This is a genomic window from Caulobacter sp. DWR1-3-2b1, assembly GCF_049895765.1.
Lineage (GTDB): Bacteria > Pseudomonadota > Alphaproteobacteria > Caulobacterales > Caulobacteraceae > Caulobacter.
In genome coordinates this window covers 21,611-34,970 of record NZ_JAFCSZ010000032.1, presented here as the reverse complement: position 1 = coordinate 34,970, position 13,360 = coordinate 21,611, and the positions used below count along the sequence as shown (strand labels likewise).

Here is a 13,360-nt window from a genome sequence, read left to right as displayed (position 1 = left end):
TGGGCCATGGCCGCGTTCTGCACCGCCGCGTCCAGCTCGGCGTCGGTCGCCAGCTGAACCCGGGCCTGCACCTCGCCGGTGTTGGGATTGAAGACGTCGCCGAAACGGCCAGAAGCGCCAGGCGCGCTCGCCCCCGCTATGAAATGGTCAATGGCCCGCACAGGGTCCTCATCTATTATTCTGATCGAGCCGAGCGCCGAACCGCGTCAACGGACTGAGCCGATTATGCAAAGCCTGGCCGCAACTTCCCATAGCGATTGGGCGCTCATCGCGTGTGCGATAGTTGCCTTTGCGGACTTGTAGGGGCGCCGGCCCGGATGGCGTGATCGGGCCAAGAAGACGACGTTCCCGGCGTCGCCATCAAGATAGTGGCCAGAGCGTTTGGCGATCTTTGTCGCCCGACACGGAGAATGACCCAATGACCGATTTCGTGGCGGCCGACTGCGGCATCCGCCAGCTTCATGCCCGCTTCGTCGACGCTGTCTGGCGCCAGGACGCTACAAGCTTTTCCGAATGCTTCGCAACGCGGGGCGAATGGAAGATCGCGGGCATGCACATCCGCGGTCGCGACGAGATCGCGGAGGCTTGCCGCAACCTGCTGGGCCGCTGCGAGCGTATCCAGTTGGTCTCGGGCCAACCGATCCTGGAGGTCGGTGACGGCTCCGCGATCGGGCGCCTGCAGATGACCGAATTCGCCAAGAAGAAGGACGGCAGCACGGCCATCACCTTCGGCGTCTATTACGACCGCTATGTCGAGGAGGACGGGGCGTGGCGCTTCCAGTGGCGCCACTGGAGCATGGCCTATCACGGCCCAACCGACCTGAGCGGAACGTTCATCGAGCCGACGGACTACGGCGCCTTTCCGGGGATGCCGGGACCGGACGACCCCACCTTCGTTCGGAAGGCCTAGCGCGCTTTGAGATACCCAAAAGGGGCCGAACTCATCGCGCGGGCGAATTCTTGCCCGCCCTATGGCGTGGCGGCGGTCGTCCGGGCAAGTGTGCTGCAAAGTGGACAGCCCTGTTGATTAAGCGGGCCGCGAAAATGATCTTCGGGAGTGAACCATGAGCTGCGAGCCCACTCAGACGCCCCCGGCCAGTGAAATCGACATCCCCGCGATGCGGGAGAAGTATCGGTACGAGCGCGACAAGCGCATCCGGCGCGAAGGGCAGGAGCAGTATGTCCGTCCCACCGGTGGCGAAGTGGTCGAGGACTATGTCACCGATCCGCACACGCCGGTCGAGCCGCGCGCGCCGCTTTCCGAGGAGCTGGACGTCGTCATTCTGGGCGCCGGATGGTCGGGAATCATGGCCGCCTATCACTTGGCCAAGGCTGGCGTGAGCAGCTTCCGAAACATCGACAGCGCCGGCGACTTTGGCGGCGTCTGGTACTGGAACCGCTATCCCGGCATCCAGTGCGACAACGAATCCTACATCTACCTGCCGCTGCTGGAAGAGACCGGTTTCGTGCCGTCGAAGAAGTTCACGGACGGCGCGGAAATCCAGGGTTACGCCCGGAAGATCGCCGAGAAGTTCGAGTTCGCCGACAAGGCGCTTTTCCACACCCAGAGCAACGGGCTGCGCTGGGACGCGAGCATCGGTCGTTGGCGGGTGTCGACCAATCGCGGCGACGAACTGCTGGCGCGTTTCGTGATCGTCGCCAGCGGCGTGCTCAACATGCCCAAACTGCCTGGCGTCCCGGGCATCGAGACGTTCAAGGGCAAGATGTTCCACACCGCGCGCTGGGACTTCGACTACACCGGCGGCGATTATAAGAACCCGGTGCTGGACAAGCTTGTCGACAAGCGCGTGGCGATCATCGGGACCGGGGCCACCGCCATCCAGGTGGCGCCCTATATCGGCAAGTACGCTCAGCAGCTCTATGTCATTCAGCGCACGCCTTCTAGCGTGGACGAGCGACCCAATCCGCCGACCGATCATGAATGGGCCAAGTCGCTGCAACCGGGTTGGCAGAGCGCGCGCCAGGCCAATTTCCACCGCGCCGCCATGGAAGCCTTCGCGCCCGGCGAGCAGGACTTGATCTGCGACATCTGGACCGAGATCGCCCGCAACTTCGCCGCCGAAATGGAGGCCGAAGGCTGGCCACAGCTGTCGATGGAGGACTATGTCGCCAAGCGCGAAGTCATCGACTATCGGGTGATGGAACGCCTGCGTCGCCGGGTTGAAGCCTTGGTTGAGGATCCCGCGACGGCCGAGGCGCTGAAGCCCTATTACCGCTTCCTCTGCAAGCGTCCGCTGTCGAGCGATACGTTCTACCCGACCTTCAACCGTCCCAATGTCGAGTTGATCGACGTGTCGCTGACCAAGGGCGTCGAGCGGATGACCGAGAAGGGCTTCGTTGCCAACGGCAAGGAATACGAAGTCGACTGCATGATCTTCGCCAGCGGCTTCGAAGTAACCAGCGACCTGGATCGCCGTTGGGGCATCGACACCATCGAGGGCCGGGACGGCCTGTCGATCTACCGCCATTGGGCCGATGGTCCCAAGACCTTCCACGGGGTGATGACCCACGGTTTTCCGAACCAGTTCTACATGGGTTACATCCAGGGCGGCCTGAACGCCTCGGTCACCGAACAGAACGGCCGGCAGGGCTATCACATCGCCCACATTATCAGCGAAACGCTCAAGCGCGGCGCTGGTGTGGTCGAGCCGAGCCAGCAGGCGCAGGAGGACTACGTCAGCCACTTCGAGTCGATGGAAATCGACATGACGGCGTTCACGCACGAATGTACGCCCAGCTATTTCAACAACGAAGGCGAGGACAAGGCCAAGTGGCGGCTGTTCCGCGCCTACGGCCCGGGCTGGGACGCGTTCCAGAGGTTGCTGGAGGACTGGCGTTCGACAGGCGACATGCCGGGGCTGAAGCTATCGAACTGACGGGGTGATTGATTTCAACCTGGGGGTAGAAGGCGAAAGACGAGCGTCATGAACAAGCCGGTCAACATCAGCGTCGACGATCTGGAAGAGCCGCTGACCTATCCCACCGAGGCCTTCCTTTCCCGCGAATATGCGGAGGAGGAGGCCGACCGGCTTTGGGCCAAGGTCTGGCAGGTCGCTGGGCGTGTCGAGGAGATCCCCGAGGTCGGCAATTACATCACCTATGAGATCGGCGACGAGTCGATCCTGGTGGTTCGCGATGCGCCGGACTCGATCAAGGCCTATTACAATGTCTGCCCGCATCGCGGCCGCCGTCTGGTCGATGTACCCGAAGGCGAGAACCGGGGCTGCGGGAAGAAGAAGAACTTCGTCTGCGGCTTCCACGGTTGGACCTTCGACCTCAAGGGCAAGAACACCTACATCCTGGATCCGCAGGACTGGAAGGGCGCGCTTACCGAGGAGCGCACCTCGCTGAGCCGGATTAGGGCCGACATCTGGGGCGGCTGGATCTTCGTCAACATGGATCCGGAAGCAGCGCCGCTGCGCGAATATCTTGAGCCGGCCGCCAGTATCCTGGATCCGTTCCAGTTCGAGAAGATGCGCTACAAGTGGCGCCAGTGGGTGGTCTATGACTGTAACTGGAAGACCGCGCTGGAAGCGTTCATGGAACCCTACCATGTCGCGGGCACCCATCCGCAGCTGCTCGAATATGGCGAGTACTATGCCTATAGCGCCGCCTACGGCCTGCACGGCGTCAGTGGCTTCGACGAGCGCGATGCGTCCAAGAAGACCACGGAAAGCAGCAGCATCACACGGGCAGGGAAGGGCGCTGACGCCCGCATCTCGACCTATGAGCTGCAGAACGAGATCTACCAGACCGTCAACAACGCCAGCACGACCGAGACCCTGGTCAATGCGGCCAGGCGGCTAGTCGATGAGTTGCCCGAAGGCACGCCGCCGCAGGAGGTGATCAGGCACTGGCTGGCCTCGGCGAAGGCCGACGACGCGGCGCGCGGTGTCGAATGGCCGACGATCACGCCAGAGCAGATGGGCCAGGCCGGCCTGGCCTGGAACGTCTTCCCCAACACCGCCATCCTGCAGGGGATCACCTTCGCGCTCTGCTACCGCACGCGCCCTTACGGCGACGATCCCAACAAATGCATCTTCGAGTCCTACGCCATCGAGCGCTTCCCCGAAGGCCAAGGGCCCAAGACCGAATGGGTCTATGCCGAGGCGAACGCCGACAACTGGGGCGCCGTGCTGGCGCAGGACTTCTCAAACATGTCCTGCGTGCAGAAAGGCATGAAGTCCCGCGGTTTCCGCGGCCCGCTGCCCAACCCCCACCAGGAGCGCAAGGTGACCAATTTCCACCGCAACCTAGCCCGCTATATGGAGCGCGGCATACCTAGCGTGCTCGACCCGAAGTAAGCCGGCGCGGCCGATTTATCCATGCACGAAAACGCCCGGTTCCCGCGATGGAGCTGGGCGTTTTTCGTGCGTCAGCAACGGCTCGATATCGCCAAACCGATGGGGCCGAAACCCAGCAAAATGGCCCGTCGATAGCGTAGGGGCGATGGCTCTGGAGGCTTCATTGACGGCCGGTCTGGGAGGCCTCTATGCACCGATCAAGTCATCATCCCGCCGCTCGCCTGTCGTCAGGAATTCCTGTCATCGCGAACGGCCCGCCGAGCCAGACATAAAGGGACTTTCCATGGGCGTACCCGTTTACAAGCGCATCCTGGACCTGTTCGAGGCCGAAGGGATCAACACCCTTTTCGGCATCCCCGATCCGAACTTCGTCCACATGTTCCTTGAGGCCGAGGCCCGCGGCTGGACCGTCGTGGCGCCCCACCATGAAGCCGCCGCCGGCTTCATGGCCGAAGCCGCCTCGCGCATGACCGGCAAGCCCGCGCTCTGCATCGGGACCCTCGGCCCGGGCATCGCCAACGCGGCGCCGGCCATCCAGTGCTGCCTGGTCGAGAACTCGCCGGTGATCTTCCTTAGCGGTCAACGCGCCCGGGTGACCGAGCAGCGCGTCCGTCGCGGCCGCATCCAGTTTGTCAAGCAGATGCCGCTGTTCGAGAACTCGGTGAAGTACGCCGCCTCGATCGAATATGCCGACCAGACCGACGAGATCATCCGCGAGGGCATCCGTCAGGCCATCGGCGGCACGCCGGGTCCGGTCTATATCGAATATCCCAGCCACATTATTCTCGAAGAGCTGGACCTGCCCGAGCCGCTGCCGCCGTCGCGCTATCGCCTGGTCAACCAGGGCGCCGACATCGACATGGTCGCTCAAGCGGCCAAGCTGATCCGGGAAGCCAAGAACCCGATCCTGCTGGTCGGCCACGCCGTCCACACCACGCGCATGGGCGCCGCGGTCAAGGAACTGGCCGAGCTGATGAACTGCCCGGTGATCCAGACCTCGGGCGGCACCTCCTTCATCCCCGGCCTGGAAGACCGCACCTTCCAGTACGTCTTCTCGAACGCCTCGATCGAGGCGGTAACGGAGTCCGATCTCTGTCTGGCGCTGGGCACCGAGCTGGGCGAGCCGGTGCACTACGGCCGCTGGCGCTACTGGGTGAAGAACGAAGCCATCCGCAAGTGGATCTATGTCGAGCAGGACCCGACCGCCATCGGCGTCAACCGTCCGATCGACGTGCCGCTGGTCGGCGATCTTCGCGGCGTGGTGCCGCAACTGATCGCCGCGCTGAAGGACACGCCGCGTCCGCCTGCCCAAGGCTTGGCCAAGTTCATGAAGGACGGCCAAGACGAGCTAGACTCGCTGGCCGCCGAGACCCTGACCAAGAGCGACGGCAGCGGCGACGTGCCGATGCACACCTCGCGCTTCGTGGTCGAGGCCACCAAGGCGTTCCCGAAGGACGGCATCATGATCCGCGATGGCGGAGCTACGGTGATCTTCCAGTGGACCTATTCGATGTGCAAACCGCACGACGTGATCTGGAACCAGAACTTCGGTCACATCGGCACCGGCCTGCCTTACGCCACCGGCGCGATGCTGGCCGACCAGGCCGCCACGGGCAAGAAGCGCCCCGGCATGCTGCTGACCAGCGATAGCTCGTTCCTGTTCCATATCGGTGAGCTGGAGACGGCCGTGCGCTGCAACCTGCCGCTGGTCTGCGTCGTGGGCGTCGACTTCCAGTGGGGTCTGGAAGTGGGCGTCTACAAGCGCACCTTCGGTCAGGGCACCAACGAGACCGGCACGCACTGGAGCAAGGAAGTCCGCTTCGACAAGATCGGCGAAGGCTTCGGCTGCCATGGCGAATTCGTCACCAAGGCCGAAGACATCGGCCCGGCTATCGAGCGCGCCTATGCCAGCGGCAAGGTCGCCGTCATCCACGTGGCGATCGACCCGAAGGCCAATTCGGAAGAGATGCCGAAATATGCCGAGTTCCGTACCTGGTACGCCGAAGGCACTCAGTAAATCGATCCAGATCAACGCCGGGCTCGCAAGGGTCCGGCGTTGACGATTCAAGAAACCGGGATGTGAAACTCGGTGGTTCTAGGGAGATGTCATGCGCGAATATCTCAAGTTCTACATCGACGGCCAGTGGGTCGATCCGATCGAGCCGAAGACCACCAATATCATAAACCCGGCGACCGAAGAGGTGTCGGGCACGATCTCTCTGGGATCCGTCGCCGACGTCGAAAAGGCCGTCGCGGCCGCGCGCAAGGCCTTCTCCAGCTGGTCGAAGACCAGCCGCGAAGAGCGGCTCAAGGTCCTGCTGGCGATCCAGGCCGAATATGAGCGCCGCCAGCAGGAGCTCGGCGAAGCCATCACCGAGGAAATGGGCGCGCCGAGCGCGCTGGGCAACGGCTTCCATGTCGGCCTCGGCTCGGGCCACCTGGCCACGGCCATCGAAGTTCTGAAGACGTTCGAATTCGAAACGCTTCGTGGCGCCACCCTGACCGTCAAGGAGCCGATCGGCGTTTGCGCGCTGATCACGCCCTGGAACTGGCCGATGAACCAGATCGCCGTGAAGGTCTTCCCGGCGCTGGCGACCGGCTGCACCATGATCCTCAAGCCGCCGCAGCTGGCGCCCTATTCGGCCCAGATCCTGGCTGAGATCATCCATGCTGCCGGCGTTCCGGCCGGTGTGTTCAACATGGTTCAGGGCAGCGGCAGTGTCATAGGGACGGCGCTTTCGACCCATCCCGAAGTGGACATGATTTCGTTCACCGGCTCTGAGAGCGTGGGTGTCGAGATCGCCAAGAACGCCGCGCCGGGCGTCAAGCGCGTCTGCCAGGAGCTGGGCGGCAAGAGCGCTCACATCGTGCTCGACGACGCCAATCTCGCCCAGAACGTCGCCGCCGCGGCGGGCGGCATGATGGTCAATTCGGGTCAGACCTGCAGCGCGGGCTCGCGCTTGCTGGTGCCCCTGTCGCGGATGGACGAAGCCATTGCGGCCGCGCGCCAGGGCGCCGAGGGCGTCACGGTGGGCGACCCCAAGAGCAATGTGGCGATGGGGCCCGTGGTCTCCAAGGGCCAGTACAACGACATCCAGCGCTATATCGAGCTGGGCCTGAGCGAAGGCGCCAAGCTGGTCGTCGGCGGTCCGGGCCGTCCCGACGGTCTGGACAAGGGCTATTACGTCAAGCCCACGGTGTTCGTGACCACCAACGACACGACCATCGGCCGCGAGGAAATCTTCGGTCCGGTGCTGGTGATGATCGGCTACGACGACATCGACCACGCGGTAGAGATCGCCAATGACAGTCCGTTCGGCCTGGCCGGCTATGTGGTCGGCGCCGACGCGGCGCAGTGCAATGCTGTCGCGCGCCAATTGCGCACCGGCTGGGTCAGCATCAACGGCGGCTTTGACTTCAATGCGGCTTTCGGCGGCTACAAGAAAAGCGGCAACGGGCGTGAATGGGGCGAGTTCGGTTTCCACGAATATCTGGAGACCAAGAGCCTGCTCGGCTACGCGCCGGCTCCTGCGGCCGGCTAGAGCATTTTCCGATAAGTGTGAAACGGTTATCGGATCGAAAAATGCTCTAAACTTTTGATTTAGAGCCCTTCTATCCCGACCCTGATGAAGCCATCAGGTCGGAAAGGGCTCTAGGGCGCCGAACGACACGATCATTTCGGGCTAATGCGGCCCTCGCCACATGGCGCTGGGCCGCCCTTGGACTAGGGGCGGGCCGCGCCCGCAGGAGAGGCCAAACATGTCGCTGCAACACGGGCGCTACACGACCTCGGTCCCCGCCACCGTCGCCGAGGGCTGGACGCTGGAGCGGGTCACCCCGCCCAGCCGTCTGTTCGGCGCCAACGGCCTGCGGACCGGTCCTGACGGGCGGATCTATGTCGCCCAGGTGTCGGGCAGCACGATCAGCGCCATCGATGTCGACACCGGCGTGGTCGAAATCATCACCTCAAAGGGCGGCGCTATCGTCGCGCCCGACGACCTGGTGTTCGACGACGCGGGAAACCTCTACGCCACCGAGATCACCGAAGGCCGCGTCAGCATGATCGCGCCCAACGGAACGACGCGCGTCGTCTATGGCGACATTCCCGTCGCCAATCCGATCACCTTTCACCAAGGCCGACTGATCGCTGGCGAGTGCCAGATGGGCGGCCGGATCATGGAGCTGGACCGCGACGGCGGGGCTCCGCGCATGATCGCGACCGATGTGCCGATGCCCAACGCTATGGACGTAGGGCCGGACGACAAGCTCTATTTTCCCGTGATGGGCCTCAACGAGATCTGGCGGATCGGCCTGGACGGCGGCGCACATGAAGTGGTCGCCCGCGACTTGGGCGTGCCGGACTCGGTGAAGTTCGACGCTCAGGGCTTCCTTATCTCGACCCAGGTGGCCAGCGGCCAGGTGCTGCGGATTGATCCGCGCAATGGCGACCGCACCGTGCTGGCCACGGTCGCGGCGGGCCTCGACAACGTCACCTTCGTCGGCGACCGGATCTTCGTCTCCAGCATCTCGGGTCAGGTCAACGAGATCCTTGCCGGCGGCAAGTTGCGCTCGGTGGTCCCTGACGGCTTCAACTGGCCGCTGGGCCTGGCTGTTCTAGAGGACGGTCAGCTGTTCGCGGCGGACGGGCCCTATTGTTATTTCGTGCGACCAGGCCAGGACCGGCAGGTGGCAGGCATGCTCTTCACGCCCGGTTGCCCGGGCTATGTTCGCGGCGTAGCGGCGTCCGGACCCGGCGAGGTGATCGTAACCACCGCCAATGGCCACGTGGCGCGCTGGCGGCCGGCGGCCATGGAAAGCGAGTTCCTGGGTGAGGGCTATGACCGCCTCTACGGCGTGGCGGTCGCGCCGGGCGGCGGGGTGGTCTTCGCCGAAGCCGGCGGTGGCCGGGTGCTGGCGATCCAGAACGGCAATGCCGAGGTGCTGGCCTCAAGGCTTAACGAGCCAATGGGCGTGGCGATCGGGCCGGACGGGACTGTCCTCGTGTCGGAGTCCGGAGCGGGCAGGGTGGTCAAGCTGTCTGGCGGTCGGGCTGAGACCCTCGTGGATGGGCTCAGGGAGCCGCAGGGCATCCTGGTTCGGGGCCGATTGCTCTATGTCGTCGATGCGCTGGCCAAGGACCTGATCGAGTACGACCTGACCAGCAGAGCTCGCCGCACGATCGCGTCGGGTTTGCCAGTCGGCGCACCGGCAGGCGTGACGCCGAAATTCCTTGGGCCTATCGGCAACATGTCGGGGCCGATGGGGCCGTTCGCCGGGATCGCCGCAGGCCCCGATGGAACGCTCTACATCTCGGCCGACGCCGAGGGCAGCGTGCTGGCGCTGCGGGTGGCCGGTTAGCCAAGCCTATCCGCCCATCATGTCTCCGGATAGGTCGCGCGCGCCCGACAACAGGGCCTCGCCCACAGCCGCTATGCCGCCACGCTTGAGGGTGCTGCTGATGCCGATTGCGACCAGGGCGTGGCTGGGATTGCCGCTTCGCTTCCAGACCGGCGCGGCGATGACCGTGACGCCGGCGATATAGCTGCTGTCATCGACGCTAAAGCCCTGGAGCCTGGTCTCGGCGACCTGCTGCCTCCACGCCTCGAAGGTCGGCGGCTGGTCCCAGCGCAGCGTGTGGAACCGCGCTTCGAGCTCGCCATCTGAATAGTCGCCGTAGGCGGCGATGCATCGTCCGGTCGCGCTGATCAGCGCGGGGAAGCGGCTGCCGACCTGGGTGCTGAGCTGGATGTTGTTGCCAGAGCGTGAAACCGCCACGGCGATGATGTGATCCAGGCCCACAATTTGCACGCCCAGCATGGTCACACCGAAGTCCTGGGCGATGCGATCCAGCACCGGCTGGGCCTGATCCGGGAACTGGTTTCGCCGCAGCCATTGCCGCGCGAGGGTCAGGATTCCAGCCTCCAGAGCATAGCGTTTTGTGTCGGGATCGAAGGACACGAGCTCCTCCGCAACCAAGGCCCGCAAGACATACAGGCATGTGCTGGGCACCAGACCGAGCTCCCGCGCGATGCCCTGAAGGCCCAAGGGCGTGTCGCTCTTGCCCAGCAAACGCAGGACGGCGGCGGCCCGGGAAATGGCGGGCGCCTTGCTCTCCTTCACGGTCGCGGCGAGCGAGCGATCGAGTGGAGTTTTCTGAGGAGACTTCGTCATTCAATATATTGAATATCATTCTATATTTACAACATCAAGCGTTTGGGTCCACCTGCCGACACCCCGAGCCGACGCGCGATTGCGCGTCGCTTTGCTCCCGACCGACCGGTGGACCCATGGTGAAGCTGACTGACTATTCGCGTTTCGCAGACGCCCAGGCGCACGCCAATTCGGCCGCACTGTGGGAGCTGTTCGATCGCGATCAGGACCAGCTGAACATCGCCCATGAGTGCATCACGCGTCATGCCGACGGCTCAGGCCGGCCTGCGGTGCGCATCGCTCACGCCGACGGTCGCGACGAGATCCTGAGCTTCGACGGGATCGCCGTGGGCGCCGCGCGCTTCGCCCATTGGCTGGACGCCCAAGGCATCCAGAAGGGCGACCGCATCGCCTTCATGCTCGAGCCGTCGCTGCCCTTCTATGTCTGCCTGTTCGGCGCGATGCAGACCGGCGCGATCAGCGTGCCGCTGTTCACGCTGTTCGGTCCCGACGCCCTGCGGCTGCGCATCGACGACTGCAAGCCGACTATCCTGATCACCAACACCGAGAAGGCGCCGCTGGCGCGTCAGATCGACGGCCTGCGGGTCGTCATCGCGGACGATGGCCTGCTCGACGAGATCCTGACCTATCCGGCGACCTACGCGCCGAAGTCCAGGGCCAGCGACCTGGCGGTCTTTCAGTACACATCCGGCACGACGCGCGAGCTGCCTGAGGCGGTGAAGCATACCCACCGGGCGCTGGTCACCCTGATGTTCGCCGCGCTGTACGGCACCGGCGTGCGGCCCACAGACGCCTTCTTCTGCCCGTCCTCGCCCGCCTGGGGCCACGGCCTGTGGCACGGCACGCTGGCGCCGCTAGCGCTGGGCGTCTCCACCGGCACCTTCGCCGGCCGGTTCGATGCGGTGCGGCTGATGAAGGCGCTGCAGGACTACAAGATCACCAACATGTCGGCGGCCGCCACCCACTATCGGATGATGAAAAACACCGGAAAGGCGGGCGACTTCAACTTCTCGATCCAGAAGCTGTCCTACACCGGCGAACCCATCGATCCGGCGACGCTGGGCTTCATCGACGAGACCTTCGCCGTTCCGGCCTGCAGCATGTACGGCACCACCGAGATCGGCGTGGTGCTGGTCAACTATCCCGGCGCCGACGACTTCACAGTCAAGCCGGGTTCGCTGGGCAAGCCCGTGCCCGGCCTGAAGCTGCAGGTCCAGAACGCCGACGGCAGTGCGACTGCTCCCGGCGTCATTGGCGAGTTGATGCTGTGGCGTCGCGACCGCTGGGAAACGACCAAGGATCTCGCGAAGATCGACGAGGATGGCTATTTCCACCACGCCGGTCGCGCCGACGACGTCATCATCTCCGCCGGCTGGACGATGAGCGCGGTCGAGATCGAGAACACGCTTCTCAAGCATCCAGACGTCAACGAATGCGCCGTGATCGGCGCGCCGGACGCCACGCGCGGCCTGGTGGTCAAGGCTTTCGTCGTTTCGCCCCGCGCCTCCAGCGACGCCTTTGTCAAGGAACTGCAGGACTTCACGCGCGAGCGACTGGCTCAGCATGAGTTCCCGCGCATCGTCGAGTTCACCGACGAGCTCCCCAAAACCCCCGCAGGCAAGGTGAACCGCAAGGTTCTGCGCGACCGCGAGGCCGCTGCGGCGGCCGTGCCCGTCAACTGAATTTCCAGGAGAAAACTAGATGACCGACGTACTCGAAGAGACCGTCAACCGCTTTCCGAAGATCACCGAGGCCGGCCTAGACGATCTGCGCAAGCGGATCGGCGTCAAGATTGCCGACACGGTCGAGCCGTGGAACTATGAAGCGACCCGCGACGCCATCCGCCACTACGCCCACGGTATCGGCGACGACAACCCGCTGTGGTGCGATCCGGAATATGCGGCCAAGTCGCAGTACGGTTCGCTGGTGGCGTTGCCCAGCTTCCTGTTCAGCACCAGCCGGATCGTCTCGGGCTATGTCGGCGGCCTGTCGGGCGTCCACGCCATGTGGGCGGGCTCGGAATGGACCTGGGAAAAGCCGGTTCTGCGCAACGACACCATCAGCACCGAGGCGTCGCTGAAGGACCTGATCGAGCACCAGACCCGCTTCGCCGGTCGCTCGTTCCAGCAGATCTATCACGTAGACTTCTTCAACCAGCACGGCGACAAGGTCGCTGACTGCAACAGCTGGGTGTTCCGCACCGATCGCGACGAAGCCCGCGAGCGCGGCACCAAATACACCGAAGCCCGTGGCCGCGTGGTCCCGTTCACCGAAGAGGAACTGGCCGAATATTCTGCGATCTACGCCGCCGAGGAAATCCGCGGCGCGACCCCGCGCTACTGGGAAGATGTCCGTGAAGGCGAGGCCCTGCCGCGCATGATCAAGGGTCCGATGACCGTCACCGGCTTCATCGCCTATGCGCAGGGTTGGGGCGGTCTCTATATCCGCGCCAACAAGATGGCCTGGCAGATGCAACAGAAGCACCCGGGCCTGGGCATTAAGAACCGCTTCAATGTGCCGGACTGCCCTGAGCGCGTTCACTGGGACGAAGCCTTCGCCCTGGAAGTCGGCGCGCCCGGCGCCTACGACTATGGTCCCGAGCGTTGCTCGTGGCTGACCCACCACATCACCAACTGGATCGGCGACGCCGGCTTCCTGCACAAGAGCAAGTGCCAGATCCGCCGTCACAACCCGGATGGTGACGTGATCTTCATCGACGGCACGGTGGCTCGCAAGTTCGTGCAGAACGGCAAGCACTACATCGAGATCCAGCAGGAAGCCCTGACCCATCGCGGTGAAATGTCGGCGATGGGCTCGTCGATCGTCGAACTGCCGAGCCGTACGGCCGCCTGATCGCGGGCTCT

General features: G+C 64.3%; 9 protein-coding genes and 1 pseudogene. 8 read left to right on the top strand and 2 right to left on the bottom strand.

Translation table 11 applies throughout. From position 1 onward, the window contains the following. Positions 1–161, bottom strand: a pseudogene (locus ACP69S_RS19410) (CoA-acylating methylmalonate-semialdehyde dehydrogenase); the annotation flags it as partial. A gap of 257 nt (positions 162–418) precedes the next feature. Here ACP69S_RS19410 and ACP69S_RS19405 point away from each other — a divergent pair. The 6 genes from ACP69S_RS19405 (at position 419) to ACP69S_RS19380 (ending at position 9,683) form a co-directional block, all read left to right on the top strand. Continuing rightward, the gene (locus tag ACP69S_RS19405; protein ID WP_426000048.1) at positions 419–910 is read left to right on the top strand and encodes a nuclear transport factor 2 family protein; all 492 of its coding nucleotides are present in this window, start codon (positions 419–421) and stop codon (positions 908–910) included. Between the two features lie 154 nt (positions 911–1,064). Then, positions 1,065–2,897 carry a flavin-containing monooxygenase gene (locus ACP69S_RS19400; protein WP_426000046.1) on the top strand — a complete coding sequence of 611 codons (1,833 nt, stop codon included), beginning with the start codon at positions 1,065–1,067 and terminating at the stop codon, positions 2,895–2,897. 48 nt (positions 2,898–2,945) lie between these two features. After that, positions 2,946–4,325 (top strand): aromatic ring-hydroxylating oxygenase subunit alpha, encoded by a 1,380-nt coding sequence (locus ACP69S_RS19395; RefSeq protein ID WP_426000044.1) that lies wholly within the window; start codon positions 2,946–2,948, stop codon positions 4,323–4,325. A gap of 283 nt (positions 4,326–4,608) precedes the next feature. Continuing rightward, complete coding sequence (locus tag ACP69S_RS19390) at positions 4,609–6,342, top strand: thiamine pyrophosphate-binding protein (RefSeq protein ID WP_426000042.1); 1,734 nt, start codon at positions 4,609–4,611, stop codon at positions 6,340–6,342. 91 nt (positions 6,343–6,433) lie between these two features. Beyond that, positions 6,434–7,867, top strand: a complete 1,434-nt coding sequence (locus ACP69S_RS19385) for an aldehyde dehydrogenase family protein (RefSeq protein WP_426000040.1) — start codon at positions 6,434–6,436, stop codon at positions 7,865–7,867. 217 nt (positions 7,868–8,084) lie between these two features. Further along, positions 8,085–9,683: an SMP-30/gluconolactonase/LRE family protein gene (locus ACP69S_RS19380; RefSeq protein WP_426000039.1), complete on the top strand. Its 1,599-nt coding sequence runs from the start codon at positions 8,085–8,087 to the stop codon at positions 9,681–9,683. A gap of 6 nt (positions 9,684–9,689) precedes the next feature. Here ACP69S_RS19380 and ACP69S_RS19375 read toward each other — a convergent pair whose 3' ends face one another. Beyond that, positions 9,690–10,496 carry an IclR family transcriptional regulator gene (locus ACP69S_RS19375; RefSeq protein ID WP_426000038.1) on the bottom strand — a complete coding sequence of 269 codons (807 nt, stop codon included), beginning with the start codon at positions 10,494–10,496 and terminating at the stop codon, positions 9,690–9,692. 116 nt (positions 10,497–10,612) lie between these two features. On the opposite strand from ACP69S_RS19375, the gene ACP69S_RS19370 reads away from it, so the two are divergent. Both ACP69S_RS19370 and ACP69S_RS19365 read left to right on the top strand, forming a co-directional pair. After that, positions 10,613–12,178 carry an acyl-CoA synthetase gene (locus tag ACP69S_RS19370; protein ID WP_426000036.1) on the top strand — a complete coding sequence of 522 codons (1,566 nt, stop codon included), beginning with the start codon at positions 10,613–10,615 and terminating at the stop codon, positions 12,176–12,178. Between the two features lie 19 nt (positions 12,179–12,197). Further along, positions 12,198–13,349 carry an FAS1-like dehydratase domain-containing protein gene (locus tag ACP69S_RS19365; protein ID WP_426000034.1) on the top strand — a complete coding sequence of 384 codons (1,152 nt, stop codon included), beginning with the start codon at positions 12,198–12,200 and terminating at the stop codon, positions 13,347–13,349. Positions 13,350–13,360: the final 11 nt, after the last annotated feature.